This is a genomic window from Anaerococcus provencensis (assembly GCF_000312365.2).
GTDB classification, from domain to species: domain Bacteria; phylum Bacillota; class Clostridia; order Tissierellales; family Peptoniphilaceae; genus Anaerococcus; species Anaerococcus provencensis.
The window spans coordinates 47815-72398 of record NZ_HG003687.1 but is presented as its reverse complement, the minus strand read 5'-3'; the positions used below and the strand labels follow the sequence as shown (position 1 = coordinate 72398).

The 24584-nt window shown below is 38.4% G+C and carries 25 protein-coding genes and 1 pseudogene; 9 read left to right on the top strand and 17 right to left on the bottom strand.

The annotated features are described in order from the left end of the window. Positions 1-60: 60 nt before the first annotated feature. The 5 genes from BN38_RS07840 to BN38_RS07825 form a co-directional block, all read right to left on the bottom strand. Positions 61-573, bottom strand: a complete 513-nt coding sequence (locus tag BN38_RS07840; protein WP_044566633.1) for a hypothetical protein — start codon at positions 571-573, stop codon at positions 61-63. A 1137-nt stretch (positions 574-1710) separates the two neighbouring features. After that, complete coding sequence (locus BN38_RS07835; protein WP_044566632.1) at positions 1711-2484, bottom strand: hypothetical protein; 774 nt, start codon at positions 2482-2484, stop codon at positions 1711-1713. A gap of 63 nt (positions 2485-2547) precedes the next feature. Beyond that, positions 2548-3228, bottom strand: coding sequence for a peptidoglycan amidohydrolase family protein (locus tag BN38_RS07830; RefSeq protein WP_044566631.1), 681 nt, complete (start codon positions 3226-3228; stop codon positions 2548-2550). Positions 3229-3237: 9 nt separating this feature from the next. Beyond that, positions 3238-3366 (bottom strand): YvrJ family protein, encoded by a 129-nt coding sequence (locus tag BN38_RS10950; protein WP_084593774.1) that lies wholly within the window; start codon positions 3364-3366, stop codon positions 3238-3240. Positions 3367-3647: 281 nt separating this feature from the next. Then, complete coding sequence (locus BN38_RS07825; protein ID WP_044566628.1) at positions 3648-4550, bottom strand: helix-turn-helix domain-containing protein; 903 nt, start codon at positions 4548-4550, stop codon at positions 3648-3650. 169 nt (positions 4551-4719) lie between these two features. On the opposite strand from BN38_RS07825, the gene BN38_RS07820 reads away from it, so the two are divergent. Further along, positions 4720-5775 (top strand): hypothetical protein, encoded by a 1056-nt coding sequence (locus BN38_RS07820; protein WP_044566626.1) that lies wholly within the window; start codon positions 4720-4722, stop codon positions 5773-5775. A gap of 24 nt (positions 5776-5799) precedes the next feature. Continuing rightward, entirely contained in the window at positions 5800-6573 is a 774-nt protein-coding gene (locus BN38_RS07815) for a pepsin/retropepsin-like aspartic protease family protein (protein ID WP_044566623.1), read from the top strand. Positions 6574-7526: 953 nt separating this feature from the next. Here the strand turns inward: BN38_RS07815 and BN38_RS07810 are convergent. The 7 genes from BN38_RS07810 to uvrB form a co-directional block, all read right to left on the bottom strand. Further along, the gene (locus BN38_RS07810) at positions 7527-8702 is read right to left on the bottom strand and encodes an ABC transporter permease (protein ID WP_195890892.1); all 1176 of its coding nucleotides are present in this window, start codon (positions 8700-8702) and stop codon (positions 7527-7529) included. After that, positions 8695-9585, bottom strand: a complete 891-nt coding sequence (locus BN38_RS07805; protein ID WP_044566617.1) for an ABC transporter ATP-binding protein — start codon at positions 9583-9585, stop codon at positions 8695-8697. Before BN38_RS07805 ends, BN38_RS07810 begins: the two co-directional genes overlap by 8 nt. A gap of 89 nt (positions 9586-9674) precedes the next feature. Next, complete coding sequence (locus BN38_RS07800; protein ID WP_044566615.1) at positions 9675-9881, bottom strand: helix-turn-helix transcriptional regulator; 207 nt, start codon at positions 9879-9881, stop codon at positions 9675-9677. A gap of 14 nt (positions 9882-9895) precedes the next feature. Further along, the gene (locus tag BN38_RS07795; protein WP_044566612.1) at positions 9896-10213 is read right to left on the bottom strand and encodes a DUF6442 family protein; all 318 of its coding nucleotides are present in this window, start codon (positions 10211-10213) and stop codon (positions 9896-9898) included. A 110-nt stretch (positions 10214-10323) separates the two neighbouring features. Then, positions 10324-10590 (bottom strand): hypothetical protein, encoded by a 267-nt coding sequence (locus BN38_RS07790; protein WP_044566609.1) that lies wholly within the window; start codon positions 10588-10590, stop codon positions 10324-10326. A gap of 9 nt (positions 10591-10599) precedes the next feature. Then, positions 10600-13419: an excinuclease ABC subunit UvrA gene (gene uvrA / locus BN38_RS07785; RefSeq protein WP_044566607.1), complete on the bottom strand. Its 2820-nt coding sequence runs from the start codon at positions 13417-13419 to the stop codon at positions 10600-10602. A gap of 1 nt (position 13420) precedes the next feature. Then, positions 13421-15388, bottom strand: coding sequence for an excinuclease ABC subunit UvrB (uvrB, locus tag BN38_RS07780; RefSeq protein ID WP_044566603.1), 1968 nt, complete (start codon positions 15386-15388; stop codon positions 13421-13423). Between the two features lie 178 nt (positions 15389-15566). Here uvrB and dhaK point away from each other — a divergent pair, with 178 nt between their 5' ends. The 4 genes from dhaK (at position 15567) to BN38_RS07760 (ending at position 18275) form a co-directional block, all read left to right on the top strand. Further along, positions 15567-16544 (top strand): dihydroxyacetone kinase subunit DhaK, encoded by a 978-nt coding sequence (gene dhaK, locus BN38_RS07775; RefSeq protein WP_044566601.1) that lies wholly within the window; start codon positions 15567-15569, stop codon positions 16542-16544. Positions 16545-16548: 4 nt separating this feature from the next. Continuing rightward, a complete protein-coding gene (gene dhaL, locus BN38_RS07770; protein WP_044566597.1) occupies positions 16549-17148 on the top strand; it encodes a dihydroxyacetone kinase subunit DhaL in 600 nt (199 codons plus the stop codon). Continuing rightward, positions 17141-17527: a dihydroxyacetone kinase phosphoryl donor subunit DhaM gene (dhaM, locus tag BN38_RS07765; protein WP_044566595.1), complete on the top strand. Its 387-nt coding sequence runs from the start codon at positions 17141-17143 to the stop codon at positions 17525-17527. Before dhaL ends, dhaM begins: the two co-directional genes overlap by 8 nt. Positions 17528-17651: 124 nt before the next feature. Further along, the gene (locus BN38_RS07760; protein WP_044566591.1) at positions 17652-18275 is read left to right on the top strand and encodes a PepSY domain-containing protein; all 624 of its coding nucleotides are present in this window, start codon (positions 17652-17654) and stop codon (positions 18273-18275) included. 27 nt (positions 18276-18302) lie between these two features. Here BN38_RS07760 and BN38_RS11120 read toward each other — a convergent pair whose 3' ends face one another. From BN38_RS11120 to BN38_RS11110, 3 genes are all read right to left on the bottom strand, one after another. After that, positions 18303-18464 carry a hypothetical protein gene (locus BN38_RS11120; RefSeq protein WP_154649922.1) on the bottom strand — a complete coding sequence of 54 codons (162 nt, stop codon included), beginning with the start codon at positions 18462-18464 and terminating at the stop codon, positions 18303-18305. A 59-nt stretch (positions 18465-18523) separates the two neighbouring features. After that, positions 18524-18697 (bottom strand): hypothetical protein, encoded by a 174-nt coding sequence (locus tag BN38_RS11115; protein ID WP_154649921.1) that lies wholly within the window; start codon positions 18695-18697, stop codon positions 18524-18526. Positions 18698-18793: 96 nt separating this feature from the next. Then, a complete protein-coding gene (locus BN38_RS11110; RefSeq protein WP_154649920.1) occupies positions 18794-18970 on the bottom strand; it encodes a hypothetical protein in 177 nt (58 codons plus the stop codon). Positions 18971-20018: 1048 nt separating this feature from the next. On the opposite strand from BN38_RS11110, the gene BN38_RS07755 reads away from it, so the two are divergent. The 3 genes from BN38_RS07755 to BN38_RS07745 are packed head-to-tail and all read left to right on the top strand — an operon-like array spanning position 20019 to position 22396. Then, positions 20019-20312, top strand: coding sequence for an ArsR/SmtB family transcription factor (locus BN38_RS07755; RefSeq protein WP_044566588.1), 294 nt, complete (start codon positions 20019-20021; stop codon positions 20310-20312). Between the two features lie 4 nt (positions 20313-20316). Beyond that, a complete protein-coding gene (locus BN38_RS07750; protein WP_044566586.1) occupies positions 20317-20544 on the top strand; it encodes a cation transporter in 228 nt (75 codons plus the stop codon). A gap of 13 nt (positions 20545-20557) precedes the next feature. Continuing rightward, positions 20558-22396, top strand: a complete 1839-nt coding sequence (locus BN38_RS07745; protein WP_230197754.1) for a heavy metal translocating P-type ATPase — start codon at positions 20558-20560, stop codon at positions 22394-22396. 841 nt (positions 22397-23237) lie between these two features. On the opposite strand, the gene BN38_RS07740 is transcribed toward BN38_RS07745, so the two are convergent. Together BN38_RS07740 and BN38_RS07735 are read right to left on the bottom strand one after the other, a co-directional pair. Beyond that, a complete protein-coding gene (locus BN38_RS07740; protein ID WP_044566581.1) occupies positions 23238-23918 on the bottom strand; it encodes a hypothetical protein in 681 nt (226 codons plus the stop codon). 463 nt (positions 23919-24381) lie between these two features. Beyond that, positions 24382-24584 (bottom strand): annotated as a pseudogene (locus BN38_RS07735) (group II intron reverse transcriptase/maturase); the annotation flags it as partial.

Sequence of the window (24584 nt, the reverse complement as noted above, 5' to 3'; positions counted from 1 at the left end):
ATAGAAATGGCAAATGATTATAGATAGTTCACTTATATTTTAGCATTGTAAATGAAAGTGTCAAGGCTTTTTTGTTTCAATTTTGTAACTTTTGTCATTTATTATGTTGGCATTGATGTATCTGATGGTTGTAAAGTTGTCATAATTGATCTCAGAGATTTCTCTATATAGCATTAATAGGGCATTGTTTCTGTTTTGGACGAGGCTTGGTGCTTTGTTTAAGGTCGATATTGCTTCGCCTGATCTTAGGATGATCTGAGAACCTTCGATATGGTCAACCCAAGTGACATTGACAAAGCCACGCCCCTCCTTGTCGTAAATGGCCTTGCGGTATTTGAAGCCAAAAAACACATGGTTTTGGTCGATGGTGTAGGGAATATTCCTTGACATTTGGGTAATGGACTTAAATTTCTGGTCCATAATTTTCTTTGACCTGCCCTTTTCTTTGTATAGAGTATTTAAAAAATGTGTCGGTGTTTTCTCATCTATGTAGGTTCTTGTCTCGGTATAGATACGAGCACACAAGCCAAATCCTTTCACTTCTTCTGGAAGCACAGCTATGATATGGTACATAAGGAGTCTCCTTTCTGTAATAATTTTACAATAAATGACCTTTGATGTCTATATCAGACTTTAAGTGTGCCATAAAGTGTGAGCTTTGAACAGAGGGTTTACGACCCTCTATTTATGATTTTCTTTCGTTTTTGATATAGTGTTTTATTGTGTTTTTTAATTATTAATGTTTGTTATCCACTACACCTGTCATCCTTCTTGACCTAACCCAATTCTCATATGAGAATTGATGGTAGGTCAAATGTCGCGAAGTCCAAATCTACGATTTGGCTAACGGAGCCGACCGAAGGAGTGAACACAACCGAAGGATCTTTATTAAAGAGATTTGAAAATTAATATCTCTTTGTTAATTATAAAGGGATAGATATCTTTTATTTGTTTATAATTTAAGGTTTTAGCTTCGTCCTAAGGGGGAAAACCCAGGGGAGTTCCGATTCTCCCCAACCGGTTTTCCCCCTTATACCCCCTTTTTCTGCTACCCCCTCGAAACGGCCACTGCGTGGTGCTAAAATCTGTAAGAATTTGCTTTGCAAATTCTGGCGATTTGATAGGGTGAAACCATAGTATATACTATAAAAATTGGTGTTTTCTAAATCTTGAATTTCTAAAATCGCAAACTCGCTACGCTCAAACAGTGCGATTTCTTAACGAAATTCTGCAATTTGAAAACAGCACAATTTTCCCACCACTATAACCTATGGGTTCTTTATTTGTAGGCTTAGTGGTGCAGTGAATAGTGTATTACCAGTACAAACAAAAGAATTCGCGGAGCGAACTTCTACTGCTCTGCGCACCACGCAGTGGCGGTGGGGGGGGGTAAAAAGGGTTTGGGGGTGTAAGGGGGAAGGGACGTAGGGGTCTCCGCTACCCCTCGACCCTACCCCCTTAGGTCGAAGGTACAGCCCTAACCTATAAAAGAATAAAAGATATTCATTCTCTTTTGATAGTATAGTAAAGAAAAATATTTTCTTTTATGATTTCTTTAAAAAGATCCTTCGGTCACATCCGTTCCCTCGAGGATGACAGGTGTGGGAGAATATATATGTTCAATACTAACATATCATAAAAAAGATTTTTTCTAAAAGTTTTTATTAAAAAAACGCACCATTTTTTTCTTAGTGCGTTTTGTTTCTTTTGCTAAAAGATAAATCCTTCATCTTCATCATCTGTGATTGCTGTGATTATTTTGAAGGCTCCTATGGTTGCGGCTAGGCCTAGGGCTATTGGTTTCCATGGGATTTGTTTTTTCTTGCTGGTTTTTATATTTTTGTAGTGGCGTTTGATTGGTATTGGGTTTATGGTTGGGTGTTGGTTTAGTGGGTTTTTGAGGCTTAGGGGGTTGGTTGTTTGATGTTTGTTGGTGAAGTATACGCCTTGGAGTTCATAGTCTGGGCTTTGTTTGTTGGCATATCTTTGTACGTTTTTGTTTACTTTATTATAGCTTTCGCTGTAAGTCTTTGTTATTGGTCTTTGATAAGACTTTCCCTCTTCTGTTTCTAGGAGATACTTTGTTTGTACTTCTCTCCCATCCATAGTGGATTGGTGACTTCTGATGTTTCCTTGGTGAGGCTCTATGACTACCTTTGTTTCTTTTGGTATTTCTCTTTTTTCGCTGGTGATTTTTGAGGAGATTTTTCTTTCTGTGCTTTCTTTTGTCCTTATTTCGATCTCTTTTACTTCCTCTTCTTTTCTATCATCTATTATTGTTAAGTTTGGTTTTTCTAAGATTTTTTCTTCTTTTTCAATAGAGCTTGCTTGGTCTGGGCTTTGGACTTCTACGTCTGTGTCTATGTTGCTAAAGCCAAAGCCTGTGTATAGTTCTTCGCCTTGGTCTAGGTCTTTTCTTAAAGCTTCTGCATTTTTATTTTGTTCTACTTTTTCGTTTTGATTTTGTGTATTTTTATCAGCCAAAATAGCCTCCTTTATCTGGGTAAGTGTGATTATTTGCTTTATTTATACCCATAATGCCAGCTTTTAGAGGCTAATCCAGGAATTTTTGTTGTCTTTGTAGGCTACATATCTTCTTTTGCCAGAGCTTTGGCCGATGTATGATAGCCACCAATAGCCGTTTGCCACAAGGATTCTATCATAGTAGATGGTGGAATTGGCTGGATAGGTGGCTACGATTGGGGCCTTGGTTGAGGGGTAGGCTCTGACATTGGTTGGGTAGTGGACTATGGCCTTGCCAGTTTTGTTGATATATTTTTGCTCGCTTTTGCCTACAGGCCTAAAGTAGCGCTCGGCATATGAACGCTTGCAGTCCAAGAAATATCTGATGAAGGATGATTCGTTGTTGATGGTTACGGTGTTATTTAGGGCGTTGCAGTGGATGATTTCCCCTTTTCTGGTGAAAATCCCCGTGTGTCCTCCCGCTCCGGCAGATCTACCCTCTATGCCCCTGATAAATATATCTCCGGGCAAGATTTCTTGGTAGGAGTAGATTTCTTCTAAGGCCTTGCCTTTTTCTTTGTATAGGGTTTCTGTGTTGCCTATGGTGGTGTTGGCTGGCAAGAATCCCCCTGCTATGAGGCTATAGTAGACAAAGGATGAGCAGTCCATGGAGCCTGGACCCAGACGAGCTGGGTAGGCCATGGAATATTTCACCTTGTGGTGTTTGGATCTGGCAAAGGCTAGCATTTTGTCAATTGATGGCATATGCCCTCCTTATTGGTCATTTTTGATTTCTCTGATTTCTTTTAGGATTTGGTCAAGCTTTCCATCTATCTGATAGATTAGTATCAGAGTGATCACTATTGGAAAGCCTAGGTCTCCGATTAGTTTTGTTATATCCATATATACCTCCTTACTTGTGATTTGCAGGATGGTCATGGATTTCTAGAAGTATATACTAGTAGAAAAACTATTTCGCGCTAAAGAATTTTTCCATAGGGCGAAAAAACTTGTCGCATTCCTATTTGTTGTCGTCCTCTTTGTCTTCTTTATCTTCGTCTTCTTCTTTGTAGATACAGATTACTTCCATGGTTTTCACCTCCCTTCTATACTTATATAGAAAAAAAGGATGAAAATTCCCGACAAAAAACAGGTGCCAATTGACACCTGTTAGCTTGTATTATTTAATCAAAGATAATTGAAACTGCTATTTGGATAACGCCAGCTATGACAAATATAAGCCAGCTTCTGCCCCAATTGCCACTTGTGTAGCTATAGATTAGGAAAATTGCTATGGTTGATATCCAAAGTATGGCTGAAAACTTGTTCATCCAGGATTCTTTCTTTTGTTTCTTTGGGTCCCTGTATGCCAAAATATCGCGTAGGGATGAATATTTGATAAGGGTGTAGGATATAAGGGAAGTTGCTAGGGCTATTAGGACTAGAAATACTATGTTATATCCATCTTTTGCTGGGTTTTCTACTACATATCCTATTGGGGATAGGATGTATAAAAGTACTGCTATTATGACATTTCTTTTTAATGTCGGCATATAGGCATCAAGGTTTTTCTTGATGACTCCCTCTACTCCATAGGCAAAGGTGTAGGATTCTTTTTCTACATAATCTATAGCATCTGAAACAAATCCTGCGTGTATACATGTAGCAACAGATATGGCTACAAGTATCAAGGTGAGAACTATTGCCAAGCCTTCATTAGTTCCTCCTAATATTAGGACTGGTAATGAAGATAGGATAAAAAGTGGAATGGCAAGGGCAATTGATCTTGCTATTTTTTCGTAGCTATCATAATATTCGTTAAGAGCTGCGAAGTCAACCAATCTTTCTTTGCTTTCCTCATTATCATTTACTATAATATTCTCCATGCCTAGGTCATCATTTAGTAGAAAGTCTGTGGATACTCCAAATATATTAGAAAGTTTGACTATTTTGTCTAAGTCTGGCATGGCCATAGAGCTTTCCCATTTGGAAACTGATTGACGGCTGACACCAATTTCGTGGGCCAGGTCTTCTTGGGTCATAGATTCTTTTTTTCTAAGATTTATAATTTTATCTGCTAATATCATAAAATCCTCCTTTGTTTTTCTGCTATCATTTTATTAAATCTTAAAGGTGCATACCAGCAATTCGTTTTGGAAATTTGTAAACTCCTGGTTGCATTGTTCAAATTTAGCCTTTTTTTATGAAAGAAAATGTATTATAATTATAATAACTTTTAAAATTGTAGGAAATGATATGAAGAAAATTTTGTTAGTCTTATTTATAATTATTTTAACATCATGCGGGCAAAATCCCAAGGAAAATAATAAAACTTCTCTGGCTCCCCTAGATAGCCCTAAGAAAGTGGAAAATAGTTTTAGTCTAGCTGGCAAAAATTATAAGCTTCCTTTAAAGTATAGTGACTTTAAAAAAAGTGGTATAGAGCTAGTAGAAAATAATTATTACAAGGAAACTTTGAATAAGGACGAACAGTTAATGGTAAACTTCTCCTCCTCTAGTACCGACTTTGGTGCATCCTTAAAAAACAACAGCGAAAAGGAAATTCCTACCAAAGATGCACTTATTACAGAAGTTTATATCAACTCTGTTCTAAATGATGACTTTGAGATCAATGGACTTAAGTTTGGAGATGATTATGCAAAGGCTATGAAGGTCTTGGATGAATATTATATAGAAGAAGCTAGTACTGATAAGGAAAAAAATATCAATTATCAAACAAAAAGCGACTATGTTTCCCTATATTTTTCTAATGACAAACTAGTGTCTGCTGCTATATTTTCCAAAAGCTTTATGAGGGATAAGTCCTATGTGGAGGGAGAATTCGTAGTATTTGGCCAAGGTGTCAAATTCCCCGAAACCATAGCCGAGATAGAAGATCTTTTGGGAGCGAAGTTTGATACAGATGTGAGCGATAAGATGCTTGGTCCAAACGAGGAGTATAGGATAAAGCTACATTCGCCGTTTTTGAAAGATGAAAATGCTAATGATATAGAATTTGTAATTAAGAATACAAACGACTTTGATGTGGCAATCAAAGATGGGCAAATTGCAAAAATCACAAGTGACCAGAGCCTTGACCTAAGCATTGGCAATATATTCCTAGGCCAGAGCATAGATGAAGTTAAGAAAATTGATAAGCAAAATCAAAATCCTCAGAGAATGTCTATTGGCAAAAAAGACAAAAATGGCCAAGTTAGCCTTGTCTTTGATGCAGGCAACGATACCCAATATGTTTTTTATACTGATGGCGAGGCCATTATAAAAATAGATGTAATCAACAAGAAATTATAAGATATGAGAAAATAAGGAGAAAAAATGAAATTTACAAAAGTACCAGTTTCAGATGCGAAATACCTAAACTATGTCTTTATAGAGGCAAAGGCAGGAGGTATACCAGTAACAGCAATGTTTGACACCAAGGGCAATACCTTGATCAAAGAATCCCTAGCAGAGCAAATAGACATAGACTATATAGACGAAAAGCCAATAGATGACAAAAAGGGATGGAGACGAGCAAGAATCAGACTAAATCTAGGTGAACTCGAAATAGGATCCGCACCAGTAGTAGTGACAAAGGATGAAAATTTCAACCTAATAAAAGACCCACAAGGTAACGCCTTTCCTGCAGATATGATATTGGGCTGGAATATCATATCCCAGCTATGCTTTAGGGGCAATCTCAAGATAGGCGACTTCCAAGTCCAAGTAGATGATTTCAAAGATCCAAAAGCAAAAGATAAACCAAATTCCCCAGTCCTATATGTTGACTTCATGGGAGAGCGAGTACTAGCTGCCCTAGACACATCAAAACCAGTAACATCAATAAGCCAAAATATATTCGATAAAATAACAGGCAAAGATGGCAGAAGAGAAACAATGGAAATGCTAGGCCTAGACAAGGAAAAGCTCACCTACCAAACCGCTCTAAGTATCAAAATAGACGAAGACGTCATAACATTACCCCAAGCCCAAGTAAACCCATCATTAAATGATGGAAAGATTGAAATTGTAATGGGAGCAGACTTGCTATGGAATACCACCTGGGCAATATATTCTCCTATGAGATATATTAGGGCGAGGCAAAGTTAGGAACTTTGAGAACTTTTCTTAAAGTAATAGGAACTTTTCTTTTTATAATATAAATTATATTCTCCAGGAACAGCCTGTCATACTAGATGGAGGTCTTCTCAAGACCGATCGAAGGAGCTTTATAAAGAAAACGGAAAGAAATATGTTTCTTTTATTATCATTTAAAGAATAAGTGTCTTATATTATATCTATAAACTTAGGCTGTCCCTTCGTCCTAAGGGGGAAAACCCAGGGGAGTTCCGATTCTCCCCAACCGGTTTTCCCCCTTATACCCCCTTTCTGCTACCCCCTCGAAACGGCCACTGCGTGGTGCTGAAACTTGTAAGAATTTGCTATACAAATTCTAGCGATTTTATAGGGTGAAATCATATTATAGACTACAAAAATTGGTGTTTTCTAAATCTTGAATTTCTAAAATCGCAAACTCGCTACGCTCAAACAGTGCGATTTCTTAACGAAATTCTACGATTTGAAAACAATACAATTTTCCCTCCTCTATACTCACGGTTTTGTACCCTCCTACTTGTCATTCTGAAGAAGCGATAGCGACTGAAGAATCCCATAGGCTAACCAATCTTATGGAGATCCTTCGGTCGGCTCTTGAAAGAACCTCCCTCAAGGATGACAGGTTTGTTAATACCATTTTTGTAGTATGTAGCATTAACAGTCAAAACAAAAGAATTTGCGAAGCAAACTTCTACTGCTCTGCGCACCACGCAGTGGCGGTGGGGGTAAAAAGGGTTTGGGGGGGGTGTAAGGGGGAAGGGACGTAGGGGTCTCCGCTACCCCTCGACCCTACCCCCTTAGGTCGAAGCTATAACCAAAAATAATAATCAAATAAAAGACATTAATTGCTTGATACAAAAAATGTTTTTTTATAAAACTTTTATTTCATCAAAAAAAAAGGAGCAAGATATGCTCCATTTTTTCTTAAAGTTTTTTATAAAAACTTTTTATTTCTTTTTTCTTTTGAAAAAACCATCTGTTGAATAGTTTAGTATATTCTTCTTATAAACTTTTTCTCCAAATTTGTACATCAATAGTATTGATATTATAAGTATTACTACTGATATAGCTCCCTGTGCTATTGTGGCGTAGCCGTTTAGTAGTCTTAGGGGCATGAAGAATGTTGATGCGAATGGTACGTAGGATAGGATTTTGCCTACCATTACGTCTCCTCTATTCATTAGGTTAAAGGCTAGGAAAAATAGGATTACTATTAAAAATATTAGTGGTGAACCCATTTTGCCGGCGTCTTCTACTTTTGTTGCAAATGATCCTAGCATGCCTGCTGCTATTAGGAAGATGAATATTCCTAGGAGGAATAGTAGTATCATTTCTATCAAAATCGGGGTAAAGTTTGGACCCATGGCTAGGTTTATTGGCAAGCCATCTAGGATGCCCTTAGCCTTTGCTATGTTAAATCCTATGACTCCAAATATTACATAGGTCATCATTTGTATGAGAACTGCTATGAAGTTGCCTGTCATTTTGCCTGCAAAGTAATCGCCAGGTCTTACTGATGAGAAGATGAATTCTATCATCTTTGTTCCTTTTTCTGTAGCTGTTTCTGATAGGACTACATTTATGAAGCTGATTGAGATCATATACATCAAAAATAGGAAGATGTAGTAGATTATCATACCCATTGACCTATTTTCTTCTTTTTCATCGCTGATTTCATTGATTACTGGAGTCTTTCCAAGGGCCTTTATCTGTTCTTGGTTCAGGTCTGCCTTTTGGGCGTTTATATCATTTTGTATTTGGCCTAGGATACTTTGTAGGGTTAGTTTTTGGCCCATTGATGATGAGCCTGACATATAATCAGCGGTGATTTGGCCATTGTCGTTTTTGACTTTTGCATAGGATGAGATTTCCTTATCGTCCAAGAGCTTATCAAGTTCATCTTCACTTATAAGCCTAAAATCATAGTCTGGGTTATTTTCAAAGTATGGTGCTATGCTCTCATCTGCTATGACTGCCATGTCATTGCCAGAGCTATTTGCAAAATAGCCAATGGCCATAGATATGCCCATCATTATGATTGGGAATAAAATCATAAACCAGAAAGAACCTGATTTGATTTGTTTCATCAAAGTATCTTGGGCTACAATTTTCATTCTATTCATGACTTTCCACCACCTTTGCAAAGATCTCATTTAGTGTAGGAGCAGCTTGGCTAAATTGGCTAACAAAACCTATATTATTTTTGATTGTTTCATAGATTTCTCTACTATCGTTTTGGTCGTTTAGGTAAAGTTTCCAGATATTGCCATTTTTGGTGTAGGATTTGACCTTGCCATCTATAAGTGGTAGCAAGTCCCTATCTGTTTCTACCAAGATTTCTTCTCTTGGATAAGTGTTTCTAATCTCCGCTGGAGTGCCATTTAGGACAACTTTGCCGTTTTTTAGCATGACAAGTTTGTTGCAGAGGGCTTCCACGTTTTCCATGTTGTGGGATGAGAATAGTATGGTCATGCCCATGGAGTTTAGTTCTTTGATGATTTCTTCCAAGAGCCTGATATTGTATGGGTCAAGGCCTGAAAGTGGTTCATCTAGGATTACAAATTCTGGTTGGTAGATGACTGCTGCCAAGAGTTGGACTTTTTGTTGGTTACCCTTTGATAGGGATTTGATCTTGTCTGTAAGATTGCCCTTGATTTCAAATCTATCAAACCACTTTTGTATGGTTTCCTTTGGGATATTATCCATTTGGTTTAGTCTTGCAAAGTAGCGGATTTCCTCTTCTATGGTCTTTTTTGGTGAAAGAGACCTTTCTTCTGGCAAAAATCCTATTTTTTCTAGGGGAACTTTTGCCATTGGTTTTCCATCATATAGAATCTCGCCACTGTAATCGTCAAAGAAATTCATCATTGAACGAAACAGGGTTGATTTGCCAGCTCCGTTTTGGCCAATCAGACCAAAGACATCTCCCTTTTCTACTTCAAAGGAAACATCATCCAGAGCCTGGACTTTGCCAAAAGATTTAGATACATTTTTTATCTCAATCATAGCTTTACTCCTTTATCTTTCATAGTTAATAATTTACAATAAATAATTAATACTTCTCTTACAATTTTACCCAAAATAAATCAATATTTCTAAAAATAAAATAAATCTTCAAATTTTTCATCTAAGGCTATGCACAATATCAAAGCAAGCTTAGCAGTCGGGTTAAATTGACCTGTTTCTATTGAGCTTATGGTATTTCTAGAAACACCAACTTCATCGGCAAGCTTTTGTTGGGAATATCCTTTTTCCTTTCTTACTTCTTTTAGTCTATTTTTTAGGATCAATTCTTCATTCATAGGTGCACCTTTTATTAGTTAAAACTCTTAAAATGCGCGACGAGACTAAGTACTGAGCCTATGGCAAAGATTATTCCTAAAACTAGGTCTTTCTTTTCTTTGATATATTTATATCTAACTATGTCCATAGTTCCCATAATAGCAAAGTATATGGCTTGGGCTCCATAATTGTAAGTATTGAAGACAAATTGATCTCCAGCCACTATAATGGCTGTAACTAGTAGGCCAACTTGACTTGAAATCTTACCTGCTTTTGTGAGAGCATCGACTAAATATTCATCATTTTTCTCATAATCCTTTCTGCTTTTTGCCAGTATTTCTTCTCTGTTCATATTTTTCTCCTTTTGACAAGTATACTTGGTATTTTAATTATACATATGCCAAGTGTACTTGTCAATAATTATTTTTTAAGCACTAAAAAAGACTGCCGAAGCAGCCTTAATTATTTATCTTCATTTAAAATCTTTGAAACATCATCTATACCAACGCTTTTTAGCAAATCTTTGATTTCATTTGTTGTTTTGTTTAGCTTATTGCTTAGGTCTTTTGCCGATACTTCTGCACTGTCATCAGTAGCCATGTCCTCTTGACCTGGTATAGATTCTGGTAGGTCTATATAGAAATCTTGACCATCTCCTGTTGAGAAGCTTATTGGTCTACCGTTCTTTCTTGTGTCTACTTTGTTGTCTTTTTTATCTTCAAATCCCATTATCTTCTCCTATTTTTTAAGAATTTTCTTTAGGTACTTGCCTGTGTATGATTTTTTGTTTTTGGCTATCTCTTCTGGAGTGCCAGCTCCTACTAGAGTACCACCACCATCTCCACCTTCTGGTCCTAGGTCTACGATGTAGTCTGATACTTTGATCACATCTAGGTTGTGCTCTATGACAACTACCGTGTTGTTTTGGTCAACTAGTCGGTTTAGGACTTCTATTAGCTTGTGTACATCGGCCATGTGTAGGCCTGTAGTTGGCTCATCGAGTATATATAGGGTCTGGCCTGTGCCAACTTTTGCTAGTTCTGTGGCAAGTTTAACCCTTTGGGCCTCTCCACCAGATAGCTCTGTGGATGGTTGGCCGATTTTGATATAGCCAAGTCCTACATCGTATAGGGTTTGGAGTTTTCTGACAATTGGTGCATGGTTTTCAAAAAATTCTATGCCTTCTTCAACTGTCATATCCAAAACTTGGGATATATCTTTGCCCTTGTATTTGACTTCTAGAGTCTCGCGGTTGTAGCGCTTGCCGTGGCAAACTTCGCATGGCACATAGACATCTGGCAAGAACATCATGTCTACTTTGATTGTACCATCACCCTTGCAGGCTTCACAACGTCCACCCTTTACATTGAAGGAAAATCTGCCCTTGGCATAGCCCCTCATCTTGGCCTCGTTGGTCATGGCAAATACATCTCGGATGTTGTCAAAGACCTTGGTGTATGTTGCAGGGTTGGACCTTGGTGTCCTACCTATTGGTGATTGGTCGATGGCTATGACCTTGTCTATTTGGTCAAGACCTAGGATATCGTCGTGTTTGCCCGGGCGAATCTTGGTTTTGTTGAGCCTTCTTGTGACTGACTTGTATAAAATCTCATTTATCAGTGAAGATTTACCTGATCCCGATACTCCTGTCACAGATGTAAGGACTCCTACAGGGATTTTGACATCTATGTCCTTGAGGTTATTCTCCCTGGCGCCCTTAATCTCTATAAATTTGTCAGATTTTCTCCTTGTTTGAGGGACTGGGATTTCTTTTCTACCGGATAGGTAGTCGCCTGTTATAGAATTTTTGGCATTTACAATGTCATCAAGACTTCCCTTAGCCACAACTTCTCCCCCGTGAACACCAGCCTTTGGACCGATATCTACTATATAGTCGGCTTCGCGAATGGTATCTTCGTCGTGTTCTACTATAATTAGGGTATTACCTATATCTGTGAGATTTCTTAGGGAAGTGATTAGCTTGTCGTTGTCCCTTTGGTGGAGGCCGATTGATGGCTCGTCTAGGACATAGCATACTCCTACAAGTCCTGAGCCAATCTGGGTGGCAAGTCTTATCCTCTGACTTTCTCCTCCAGAAAGGGTTGAAGCAGCTCGGCTTAGGGTAAGGTAGCCAAGGCCTACGTCATTTAAAAACTTTAGCCTAGCCTTTATTTCCTTGATGATAAGCTCAGCTATTTTTGCTTTCATCTCTGATAATTCTAGTTTATCAAAAAATTCTATAGATTTTTCTACAGAAAGTTTGGTCAAGTCTGATATGTTTGTCTCGTTTATTTTGATGGCCAAGACTTCTGGTTTTAACCTGTCTCCATGGCAGGTGTGGCACTCTTCTTCGCCCATGAATTCTCCTATCCTCTTTCTGAGGGAGTCAGAGTTTGACCTTTCGTACCTGTCAGATAGGTTTCTTATGGCCCCTTCAAATTTGCCCTTGTATCTCTTTCTGCCAGAAAATCTGGAGTCAAAGACAAAGTTTAGATCGTAGTCGGTACCATAAAGGATATCATCTATCATCTCTTTTGGTGCATCTTTGATTGGTTTGTCAGTTGGGAAAGAGTAATGGTCAGCTATGGCCTTGATGGTCTCGTAGTAGTATGAACCCTTGGCAGAACCAGCGTAGGCATCAATGGCCCCCTCGTCTATAGAAAGATTTTTCTGCGGGATTACTAATTCTGGATCAATTTGTAAGTGAAAACCTAGGCCGTTACAATCTGGGCACATGCCTATTGGTGCGTTGAAAGAGAACATATTTGGTGTAATCTCTGGCAGGCTCACGTGGCCATCTGGGCAGGCAAGCTTGGAACTCATCATAAAAGGCTCGCCGTCAATAACATCTATAATTACCATGCCATCAGCAAGGCCTAGGGCAGTTTCCAAGGAATCTGTCAGTCTAGCATTGATTCCTTCTTTGATTACAATCCTATCTACTACAATTGAGATATCGTGTTTTTTGGTTTTGGATAGTTCAATCTCTTCAGCTAAGTCGTATTTCTCGCCATCTATGACAACTCTCACAAAGCCTTGTTTTTGGATATTTTCTAGGGCTTTTTTGTGCTGACCTTTTTTGCCCTTTATCATTGGGGCAAGGATTTGTATACGGGTTTTCTCTGGCAATTCCAAGATGTGGTCTACCATTTGGTCTATGGATTGGGCCTCGATTTTCTTGCCACAAACTGGGCAGTAGGCATCTCCAATCCTGGCATATAGCAGTCTATAGTAGTCGTATATTTCTGTAACTGTTGCTACGGTTGATCTTGGGTTCCTGTTGGTTGTTTTTTGGTCTATGGATATGGATGGGGAAAGTCCTTCTATGCTATCCACATCCGGCTTGTCAACATTGCCCAAAAACTGCCTAGCGTAGGATGATAGACTTTCTACATAGCGCCTCTGACCTTCGGCATAAATTGTGTCAAAGGCCAAAGTGGACTTCCCAGATCCGGAAAGCCCAGTAAAAACTATCATATTATCGCGTGGCAGAGTAATGTTGACATTTTTTAAGTTGTTGGTGCGAGCACCCTTTATAACTATGTCGTGTTCTGTCAATTTATGCTCCTTGGAAATTTTCTTTCATAGACTTGATTTGATCACGAATGTTAGCAGCACGCTCAAAGTCAAGCTCTTCAGCTGCCTTGTACATTTGACTTTCAAGGTTGATTAAAATTGTATCTATATCGTCACGGCTAAATTCTTCTATTTCTTCTTCCTTGGTTTCTTTGGTAATTTGAATCATTTCGCCGATATTTTTCCTGATTGTTGTAGGTATTATGCCATGCTCTTCGTTAAAGGCCATCTGTATTTCACGGCGACGGCTGGTCTCATCCATGGCAATTTTCATAGACTTGGTTATAGAATCTCCATATAAAATTACATGGCCTTCGCTATTTCTAGCAGCACGACCGATTGTTTGTATCAAAGACCTCTCTGACCTTAGGAAGCCTTCCTTGTCAGCATCAAGTATGGCTATAAGGCTAACTTCTGGTATATCTAGACCCTCACGAAGGAGGTTGATACCAACTAAGACGTCAAATTCTCCCAGTCTAAGCTCTCTTATAATCTCAGATCTTTCTATGGTTTTGATGTCTGAATGAAGGTATTTTACCTTTACCCCATTTTGGGTTAGATAGGTTGTCAAATCTTCTGCCATTTTCTTGGTCAAAGTTGTAACCAAGGTCCTGTCGCCCTTTTCTGTGGTCTTGTTGATTTCTTCCATGAGGTCGTCGATTTGATTTTCTGTAGGACGTACTTCTACAAGTGGGTCAAGCAGACCTGTTGGACGGATGATTTGGTCAACCATTTCCCCACCAGTCTTATCCATTTCATAAGGACCTGGGGTCGCTGAAACATAGATTGCTTGGTCGATTAAGCCTTCAAATTCATGGAATTTCAAAGGTCTATTGTCAAGAGCTGATGGAAGTCTAAAACCATAGTCAACTAAGTTTTGCTTTCTGGACCTATCACCCTCATACATGCCCCCTACTTGTGGGATGGATACGTGGGATTCGTCAACCATGAGGACAAAGTCCTTTGGAAAGTAGTCAATCAAGGTATATGGCCTAGAACCTGGTGCTCTTTGGCTTAGGTGTCTAGAGTAGTTTTCTATACCTGAACAAAAACCAATTTCCTTTAGCATTTCTATATCATAGCGAGTTCTTTGTTCTAGCCTTTGAGCTTCTAGAAGTTTGTTTTGACTATTAAGTTCTGCAAGTCTTTCATCAAGCTCTTCTTCTATGGTAACTATAGCACGTTCTGTCTTTTCGCTAGTTGTTGCATAGTGACTGGCTGGGTAAATGTAGGCGTGGCTAAGCTTTGCTGTTACCTTGCCAGTAAGGGAATCAAACTCAGATATTTCTTCTATCTCATCCCCAAAAAACTCAATTCTAATGGCCTTCTGGTCAAAACCTGCTGGGAAAATGTCTAGTATATCCCCGCGACGTCTGAAAGTCCCGCGGTCAAAGTCAATGTCATTTCTCACATATTGGACATCTATAAGTTTTCTCATTACCTCCTCTGGGGCAATCTCTTGGTTTGGTCTTAGGGAAACCACAAGTTCCTTGTAGTCAATAGGGTCACCCAGACCATAGATACAAGAAACAGATGCCACAATGATGACATCTCTTCTCTCAAAAAGAGCCATAGTCGCAGAGTGGCGCATCTTGTCGATCTCATCGTTGATTGATGAGTCCTTGGCAATATAGGTATCAGTTGCAGCTACATAGGCTTCTGGTTGGTAGTAGTCATAGTAGGACACGAAGTATTCCACAGCATTGTCTGGGAAAAACTCCTTAAACTCTGTAAACAGCTGGTAGGCCAAGGTCTTGTTGTGGGCAAGAATCAGAGTTGGTCTTTGGACCTCTTCTATTATATTTGCCATGGTAAAAGTCTTACCTGAACCTGTAACTCCACGGAGGATTTGGTGCTTTTTGCCCTCCTTGAGTCCCTTGGCAAGACTAGCAATAGCCTCGGGCTGGTCACCTTTTGGTTTGTATTCGGAATTTATCTTAAATTTGTTCAAAGATTAATCCTTTCTTTATAATATATCAATGAAAAAGCCAAAGTTTTTGACTTACTTTGACCTTTGTTTTACTATTATCATATCCATAAATATACTGCGAAAACCATAATATTTCAATCATTAATATCTGCCATGATGGGTATATATCATAGAAAGAATATTATAATCGGAGGTAAGTATGAAAAAGATTATAAACAAGCCAGAAGACATAATTGATCAAATGCTAGATGGAATGGTAAAGGCAAATCCAGAAAAGATTGTAAGAATCGAAGGCACTAGTGTTATAGCTAGAAAAGATGCACCAGTAGCTGGCAAAGTTGGTCTTATATCTGGTGGTGGTTCTGGTCACGAACCTGCTCACGCTGGTTATGTTGGCAAGGGTATGCTCGATTGTGCCATAGCTGGTGATGTTTTCACATCTCCTACCCCAGACCAAGTCCTAGAAGCTATCAAAAGAGCTGACTCTGGCAAGGGAGTTTTCATGGTAGTAAAAAATTACCAAGGCGATGTTATGAACTTTGAGATGGCCAAGGAAATGGCTGAAATGGAAGATATAGAAGTCGATTATGTGATTACCAACGATGATATAGTAGTAGAAAACAAGGAAGACAGACGTGGAGTTGCTGGAACAATATTTGTTCACAAGACTCTTGGTGCTATGGCAGAAAACGGAGCTAGCCTAAGCGAGATCAAGGAAATGGCTGATAAGATTGTAGAAGATATCAAATCTATCGGTATGGCAAGCAAACCATGTACCAACCCATCAGATAGCAAGGAATCCTTTAGCCTAGAAGAAAATGAAATCGAAATGGGTATAGGAATCCACGGTGAAGAAGGTATCCAAAAAGAAGAAATGAAATCAGCTGATGAAATAGTAAAAGAAATGATCGATAGACTCCTAGTCGAAGTGACAGATACAAATAGCCAATATGCCCTCATGGTAAATGGTATGGGAGCTACACCAGAGATGGAATTATTTGTCATCAACAACAGCATTGCTGACTACCTAGCTGAGAAAAATATAAAAGTTGCTCGCACCTATGTAGGCAATTTTATGACAAGTATGGATATGGCTGGATTCTCCATCACCCTATACAAGGTTGATGACCAAAGACTAGCCCTCCTAGACCAAGAAATAGACATAGTAAGGAAATAAATATATGCAAGTTAATGATGTAAAGACACTAATATTACAAGCAGCAGATGAAATCATAGCCAACAAGGACTATCTAACAGACCTAGATAGGTCTATAGGAGATGCCGACCACGGAGTAAATATGGCCAAAGGCTTTGGCTTTACTAAGGAAGCCCTAGAAGCTGACTTTGATGATTACAAGACACTTTTCAACAAAGTAGCTACTACTTTGCTATCCAAGGTAGGTGGGGCATCTGGCCCTCTTTACGGTTCATTCTTCATGAAATTTGCCGCAAGTCTCAAGGATGTAGATGAGTTGACAAGAGAAAAGTTAAACCAAGCATTTACTGCTGGAGTAGATGGAGTTAAGCAAAGAGGCAAGGCCGAAGTTGGCGATAAAACTATGGTAGATGTCCTAGAACCAGTTGCAGAAGCCCTAAATGCTGGCAAATCTTTTGATGAGGTTATTAAAATAGCAGAAGAATCCATGGAAAAAACCAAGGATATCAAGGCCAAAAAAGGCCGTGCATCATACGTTGGAGAAAGATCTATTGGACACATTGACCCAGGTGCAGCAAGTTCTTATATCCTAGTCAAAGAAACTCTTGGAGCTATCAATGATTAATATACTAATAGCCAGCCACAGTCATAAATTAGCAGAAGGGCTAAAAGAATTAGTAGGTCAAATGGCAAGTGATGTCAATATCGAATACTCTGGCGGGACCGAAGATGGAGAACTTGGTTCAAACTTTGAAGAAATCAACGAAAAAATGACTAGACTTGCTGAAGATGGAGTGGTAGTATTCTTTGACCTCGGATCATCTATGATGAACTGTGAGATGGCCTATGATATGCTAGACGATGAGCTAAAGGAAAATGTGCTCTTAGCTGGTTCTCCCCTAGTTGAATCAAGCGTTGAAATTGCAGTAACCATAGACGAAAATACAACTCTTGACCAAATCAAAGAACAAGTAGCTTCCTACAGCCTAAATAAACTAGCCTAGGAGGTTTATAAGCATAATTTATATTTTATGAATAAATCTGCCCTAGCTTTTCTATTTTATTAATTTGTTGATTAATATAATAAAGAGGGTATATTAACAATATGAAAATTAAGGAGAAAGAATAATGAAAATTAAAAACCTAAAATATGGAGTATCCGCTCTAGCTTTGGCAACAGTATTAGCTGCCTGCGGCAACGAAAATGCTAATCAAGCCAAAGAAGATGTCAAAGATGCAGCTAAGAATACTGAAGCTGCAGTTACAGAAGAAGTTGACAAAGCAAAGGATAGTGTAGAAGAGAAAGTTGACGACCTCAAATCTGGTATAGAAGAAAAAGAATTCGCTGTAAGCCTTGATGATGCTGTAGCAAAATTCAAAGAAACTTTCCCAGCTGAAGGTCTTGAGATCAACAGCGTAGAACTTGACGAAGATGACGGAGTATACGCTTACTCTATCGAAGGATTTGACGGCGAAAAAGAATATCAAGCAAAAATTGACGCTGAAAGCGGTGAAATCCTAGGCCAAGAAGAAGAAGTTGATGATGATAAAGAAAATGATCAAGCTATCGACTTTACTAAAATCTTAGCTCCAAAAGATGCTATGGCAAAAGCTCTTGAAAACAACAAGGGCTATGTAAAATCATACGAAATAGAAAGTAATGACGAAGGCAAAATAGTTTATAGCATCGACGTTGAAGATGGCGACGATGTAGAACTTGATGCTGAAAGTGGAGACATACTTCACAAATAATCACAAAAGGGCCCATATGGGTCCTTTTTACATTGATCTATAGTCTGTTCCTCGTCTACTAAATATATAAAGGCCAAGGCCGAGCAAAAACACAAGAAATCCCATGCCTCCCCTTTTAGTAAAAAACATAAAAACGGATATGATTATAAAAACTATGGCAAGCATACTTTCAATTTTTCTCTCATTCATAATATTTCTCCAAGCTAAATATGTACAAAAAAGCCTCCCACTTGGGAAGGCATAAATTCTTATCTAGGAACGTAATTTTGATTGTCTTTTTCTTCCTTCTTACCTAGGCCATATACTATAGCCCCTATTAAAAGTACAATAAATCCGACTCCCCCACGTTTATCAAAAAACATATAAACTGAGAAAAGCATTGCAACAATTCCTATAATTTGTTGAATCTTAGTTTTGTTCATTATCTATCCTTTCTTCTTTACAATTACATATAAATTTACTATTATACTAAGATTATACCCAAAAAACTCCCAAGCGGGAGTTTTCTGTCATACTTCTTATTTATAATCCTTTTCTTTACTCACATCTTCCTTGTTTGTCAAAGCTCTATACAAGAAGAATACGCCCATAACTACCGAAAAGGCCCCGATAGGTCTTTGATCGTATCTAAAAGAAAAGAATGCAGCAACAAGGAAAACCACTGCTAGTAGGATATTTGTTGTTTTATTATTCATATTGATTTCCTTTCTATTTGTCAAAATGTGATAAAACTTATCACTTGAGAAAAAATATAAAAAATGTATGTCTAAGACAATTATTTTCAAACTTATAGCTTGCACCATAAAACTTAATCATTTTTTATTATTTTCACTATTTATACCCAAAAATGTGGTTGTTAATAGAAAAGAAATTAGGGAAAAAAGATATCTATTTTTTATAATAAAAGTTATAGATGTCTTGTATTCTCTATATTATTTTAGGCTGTAGCTTCGACACCGGGGAGCAGGGCGGTAGGGGCGACAGAGGCCCCTTTTGCCCTTCCCCGGGCCCCCGACCCATTTCACCCCTCTGCCACTGCGTGGTGCGAATTTGTAAGAATTTGCTGTGCAAATTCTTGCTATATGATACGGTGAAACCATATTATATACTATAAAAATTGGTGTTTTCTAAATCTTGAATTTCTAAAATCGCAAACTCGCTATGCTCAAACAGTGCGATTTCTTAACGATATTCTGCAATTTGAAAACAATGCAATTTTCCCATCTCATTTATGCAGGTAACTCACATACCTGTCATTCTGATTGAGCACTAGAGAAAGAAGAATCTCCTGGCGTAATAGTTCTATATGAGATCCTTCGGTCACATTCGTTCCCTCAAGGATGACAGGTTTGTTTATACCATTTTTGTAGTATGTAGTATTAACAGTCCAAACAAAAGAATTTGCGAAGCAAACTTCTACTGCTGTGCGCACCACGCAGTGGCGGTGGGGGTGTAAAAAGTTTAGGGGGATCGGGGGAAAGGAAAAAGGGGTCTCCGCTACCCCTAATTCCTATCCCCCGAGGTGCAACGGTACAACTTAAAACCATAAAAGAATAAAAGATATTCATTTACTTTCGATAGTATAGTAAAGAAACATTTTTCTTTCTCAATTTCTTTTATAAAGATCCTTCGGTCACTTTCATTCCCTCGAGGATGACAGGGCATGAGTACAACTTCTATTGACAAAAATTTCATATGAGTTATAATAAATATGAACATATACTCATATGAACAGAGGTGATAATGATAACTATCAAAGATGAGGAAATTCTATTTGACTTAGCCGATCTTTTTAAGGTTTTTGGCGATTCTACTAGGCTTAGGATAATGAATGTGCTTTTTAGTGGACCTACTTCTGTAGGCGAAATTGCAGAAGCCTTGGATATGAGCCAGTCGGCTATCAGCCACCAGCTAAAGAGTTTGAAGGATAACAATTTGATCAGATCCAAGAGAAGCGGCAAATCAATGTACTACGAACTTGCAGACGACCACGTCAAAATAATTTTTCAAACAGGAATCGAACATATAAAGGAGTAAGAATATGAAATTAAAATACAAAGTAGAAAGCAAATCCCTTTGTGCAAATTGCGCAGCAAAAATTGAAGAAGCTATCAAAAATATTGATGGAGTAGAGGATGCTAACCTATCATTTTTGACAGAAAAATTAAAGCTTGAAGTAAAAGATGATGCAAATCCTGACCAAATCCTAGATGAAGCTAATAAAATTGCCGACAAGTTAGAACCAGGAACAGTATTTTTGGCCAAATAATATGTTTAAATCAATGACAGATGAACACAAAAGTGAGCTTAGGCGATTGATTGTAATCGCCATCCTCACTCTTGTCCTAAGTCTTTATCATCATAAATACGTATCCGGCCCATATATAATCATAGTCTTTGCCATAATATATATAATGGTGGCTTCTGATGTTCTAAAAGAAGCTTTCCAAATGCTGAGGCGTGGACAAGCCCTTGATGAGAACTTTTTGATGTCCATAGCCACAATTACAGCCTTTGCAATCGGCCAATATACCGAAGCTGTCGCTGTAATGCTTTTTTATAATTTTGGCGAGCTTTTTGAAGAGGTTGCCACTCATAAGTCTAGAGAAAATATCAAAGGACTTTTAAATCTAGTCCCAGATGTTGCAAACAGGGTAAACCCTGATGGCACCACTACAGAAATCGACCTAGATGAAGTTGAAGTTGGCGATATAATCCTCGTTCGTGATGGCGAAAAAATCGGTATCGATGGAATAGTCACCAAAGGCCACGGCCTTGTAGATACTTCTTCTGTGACAGGCGAATCAATGCCAGTTGAAGTAGAAGTTGGATCTGAAATCATATCCTCATCCATCATGACTGAAGGTATTATACAAGTGGAGGCAAAGAAAGAATTTGAGGACTCTGTAGCAGCCAAGATTATGGAATTGATCGAAGATTCTGCAGGAAGTAAGTCAGAAAGCGAAAAAACCGTGACTCGCTTTGCAAAAGTATACACACCGATTGTAGTTGGTCTTGCATTATTACTTGCCATCATACCTCCCCTATTTTTTGGTGGAGCCTGGGATGATTACTTGCTTCGTGCAGCAACATTCTTAGTCCTATCTTGCCCATGTGCCCTAGTCCTATCAGTGCCACTTACCTTTATGTCAGGACTGGGACTAGCTAGTGAAAATGGCATACTTATCAAAGGTAGCCAATATTTTGAAAGCCTAAACCAAGCCCAGGCCCTACTTACAGATAAGACAGGAACTTTAACTACTGGTAAATTTAAGGTAGAAGATATCAAATACTTTGGAGATTATGACAAGGAAGATATCCTAGACTATATTTACAATATCGAGCTACTTAGCACTCACCCAATAGCAAAAGGTGTTGTAGAAAGCCTCGGTAGAGATGAAAACCCTGACCTATTTAAAAATGTCACAAACGAAAAAGGCTTAGGTGTTAAAGCCATAGGCCAAGATGACCAAGAAATCAAAATTGGTTCAGTAAGATATGTTGGATACGATGAGAAAGGAAAAGATAGGTCGATATACCTTTCCATAGATGGAAATCTAGCAGCAAAAGTTATAATAGAAGATGATATCAAGAAAAATACAAAAGAAACTATAGATAATCTCAAAAAACACTTCAAAGAAGTCCTAGTAGTATCTGGCGACAGCGAAGACGTAGTAAAAGAAACTGCAAATAAACTCGGACTAACCGACTATTATGCAGAAGTAATGCCAGATGAAAAACTAAAGGTCCTAAAAGAATTTGAAGAAAAAGGAGAAAAAACAGTCTTTGTAGGAGACGGGATAAACGACGCCCCAGTCCTTGCAAATGCCAGCGTAGGAATCTCCATGGGAGAAACAGCAAGTGATCTCGCCATAGAATCATCAGATATCCTGGTAGTAAATGGCGAATTTTCAAAACTAAACGAACTATTAAAAATATCAAACATCACCAACACAACTGTCAGACAAAACATAACATTCATCTTGCTAGTAAAACTAGTAATACTAATCCTAGGCTTTTTAGGAAAAGCCAATATGTGGTTGGCAGTATTCGGAGATGTAGGAGTATCAATCATTGCAATATTGTGGGCAATGAGGATTTTGAAAAAAGGGGAAGTATAACTTACCCCTTTTTAATTTCCCCTGTAATAAAGAAGAAAAACTATATCTTTTATTTTACTATATTTTACAGCAGTACCGTTGCACCTCGGGGGATAGGAATTAGGGGTAACGGAGACCCCTTTTTCCTTTCCTCCGATCCCCTAAACCTTTTACACCCCCTCCGCTCCTGCGGAGAGCAATGAGTAGTAGAAGTTTGCTTCGCAAATTCTTTTGTTCTGATTATTAATATGAATTATCAACACTTGTCATCCTCGAGGGAGGCCTTTTATGGCCGACCGAAGGATCTCATAGAGAAACCTAAGCTAGGAGATTCTTCAGTCGGTCCTAGATCGAGCGGACGGCTTGTATTCTCCTTCAGAATGACAGGTTGTGAAAGCTACAAGCCTAAGCTTAGAGATGGGAAAATTGTGGTGTTTTCAAATTGCGGAATTTCGTTAAGAAATCGCACTGTTTGAGCGTAGCGAGTTTGCGATTTTAGAAATTCAAGATTTAGAAAACACCAATTTTTATAGTCTATAATTTAAAATCACCCTATCAAATCGCCAGAATTTGCACAGCAAATTCTTACAGATTTCAGCACCACGCAGTGGCCGTTTCGAGGGGGTAGCAGAAAAGGGGGGGTATAAGGGGAAAACCAGTTGGGGAGAATCGGAACTCCCCTGGGTTTTCCCCCTTATTACAACGTTATATCCTTAATTAACAAACAAAATAAAAGATATGCATTAATCCTAATATAAAAAAGATTTTCTCATATTTTTTTAAAATATATTCTCCACTCTGTCATCCTCGAGGGAGGCCCCTTCAGGGCCGACCGAAGGATCTCCATGGCTAACAATCACTTTTAAAGACTTAGCTGATTAAATACTTCATCATCGTATTTTTCCCAGATTATAAATCCTTGGCTCTTGTCTTCTGTGGCGTCTGCTTTTTTGTAATTATTGTCCAGTCTTGAGTCTTCTCCTGGCATTAGATTGCCTGGAGTGCCTGGGATGTAGAGGTAGTAGTCTGCGTCTTCTTTCATGCCTAGGGCAAAGTCTACGTTAAAGTATATGTCGTCGTGGAGGCCGTATTCTGAGGTTATTTCAAAATCTTCAAGTTTCATCATATATACATAGTCATTGATCTGTTTGACTATGGTAAATCTCCCCTCAAAGTCTGACGAATGGATTTCTTCTCCCAGGTAATAGGCTGCTGCCTTCCAGTTTCTGCCACCATCAAAGCCATCAACTGAAGTTTTACCCATGTAGGATCCTGTGAAGGTCCCGTCTGGTCCAAATTCCAAGTTAGTCCAGCCAGTATCTTCCCCATAATTTCTGACTAATTTTTGCCCGTCAAGTTTCTCATACAAAAAGGCTGATAGGTCATCAAGTGTCAGCTCTTCTTTCTTTTCATTTTCTTCCAATTTCACTACTTCAGGCTCTTTTGCCTTTTCTCCTTGGTTTTGACCACAACTTGTAAGTATAGAAACCGAAAGTAGGCCTAATAATATTTTATTTTTTTGTCTATATATATTTTTAATCATGCTATCATTATATTATTTAAAAATACACAATCAACGCATAAATTTTGTAAGTCTTTGTAGATTTTTGTGATATAATTAAATTGTCTCCGAAAGGAGGTGATTTAAATGGAGATAGTATTCTATCTTTTGGAAAATTTTATTTTTCCCTTGTTAGTAGCTATTATAGCTAGTCTCATAGTCTATAAATGCGAAGGCAAGTAAAAACAAAAAGACAGTAGTTCGCACCTACTGTCTTTTTTTGATTCTCATGGAGAATCGTATTCTACCTTCATCCTTGATAAATCAAGGGCTTTTTTGGGCTCAAGAGGTGGCTTCTCTTACTACTATTATATTGCTTAAAGGTCTATTTTCAACTAAGCTAACTATTACTTCTTGAGGCTATTCTTTATCAAAACTAGATCGAGTAGGAGCTAACATGTAGCCCCTCTCACACCACTGTACGTGCCGTTCGGCATACAGCGGTTTAATTCAAATAATAATCCAAACAACTTTGAAGTCCTCGCTTTGCGAGGATTTCTTTGTTTATATGATGTAGTCCTGTGGTTTTGGCAACCGCTTGATAGTGGTCTCCAAATCCTACTGACTGTTTTGCCATCCACATCGGAACTCCTAACTTTCGAAGTCCCCATAGGCGTTTTTCACTAGTCTTCCACTGCTTCCATATGA

Bases quoted from the DNA above. Each gene is read 5' to 3' on its own strand.
- BN38_RS07840 (WP_044566633.1), bottom strand. From the start codon at position 573: ATGTACCATATCATAGCTGTGCTTCCAGAAGAAGTGAAAGGATTTGGC.
- BN38_RS07830 (WP_044566631.1), bottom strand. From the start codon at position 3,228: ATGCCATCAATTGACAAAATGCTAGCCTTTGCCAGATCCAAACACCAC.
- BN38_RS10950 (WP_084593774.1), bottom strand. From the start codon at position 3,366: ATGGATATAACAAAACTAATCGGAGACCTAGGCTTTCCAATAGTGATC.
- BN38_RS07825 (WP_044566628.1), bottom strand. From the start codon at position 4,550: ATGATATTAGCAGATAAAATTATAAATCTTAGAAAAAAAGAATCTATG.
- BN38_RS07820 (WP_044566626.1), top strand. From the start codon at position 4,720: ATGAAGAAAATTTTGTTAGTCTTATTTATAATTATTTTAACATCATGC.
- BN38_RS07815 (WP_044566623.1), top strand. From the start codon at position 5,800: ATGAAATTTACAAAAGTACCAGTTTCAGATGCGAAATACCTAAACTAT.
- BN38_RS07810 (WP_195890892.1), bottom strand. From the start codon at position 8,702: ATGAATAGAATGAAAATTGTAGCCCAAGATACTTTGATGAAACAAATC.
- BN38_RS07805 (WP_044566617.1), bottom strand. From the start codon at position 9,585: ATGATTGAGATAAAAAATGTATCTAAATCTTTTGGCAAAGTCCAGGCT.
- BN38_RS07800 (WP_044566615.1), bottom strand. From the start codon at position 9,881: ATGAATGAAGAATTGATCCTAAAAAATAGACTAAAAGAAGTAAGAAAG.
- BN38_RS07795 (WP_044566612.1), bottom strand. From the start codon at position 10,213: ATGAACAGAGAAGAAATACTGGCAAAAAGCAGAAAGGATTATGAGAAA.
- BN38_RS07790 (WP_044566609.1), bottom strand. From the start codon at position 10,590: ATGGGATTTGAAGATAAAAAAGACAACAAAGTAGACACAAGAAAGAAC.
- dhaK (WP_044566601.1), top strand. From the start codon at position 15,567: ATGAAAAAGATTATAAACAAGCCAGAAGACATAATTGATCAAATGCTA.
- dhaL (WP_044566597.1), top strand. From the start codon at position 16,549: ATGCAAGTTAATGATGTAAAGACACTAATATTACAAGCAGCAGATGAA.
- dhaM (WP_044566595.1), top strand. From the start codon at position 17,141: ATGATTAATATACTAATAGCCAGCCACAGTCATAAATTAGCAGAAGGG.
- BN38_RS07760 (WP_044566591.1), top strand. From the start codon at position 17,652: ATGAAAATTAAAAACCTAAAATATGGAGTATCCGCTCTAGCTTTGGCA.
- BN38_RS11120 (WP_154649922.1), bottom strand. From the start codon at position 18,464: ATGAATGAGAGAAAAATTGAAAGTATGCTTGCCATAGTTTTTATAATC.
- BN38_RS11115 (WP_154649921.1), bottom strand. From the start codon at position 18,697: ATGAACAAAACTAAGATTCAACAAATTATAGGAATTGTTGCAATGCTT.
- BN38_RS11110 (WP_154649920.1), bottom strand. From the start codon at position 18,970: ATGAATAATAAAACAACAAATATCCTACTAGCAGTGGTTTTCCTTGTT.
- BN38_RS07755 (WP_044566588.1), top strand. From the start codon at position 20,019: ATGATAACTATCAAAGATGAGGAAATTCTATTTGACTTAGCCGATCTT.
- BN38_RS07750 (WP_044566586.1), top strand. From the start codon at position 20,317: ATGAAATTAAAATACAAAGTAGAAAGCAAATCCCTTTGTGCAAATTGC.
- BN38_RS07745 (WP_230197754.1), top strand. From the start codon at position 20,558: ATGACAGATGAACACAAAAGTGAGCTTAGGCGATTGATTGTAATCGCC.
- BN38_RS07740 (WP_044566581.1), bottom strand. From the start codon at position 23,918: ATGATTAAAAATATATATAGACAAAAAAATAAAATATTATTAGGCCTA.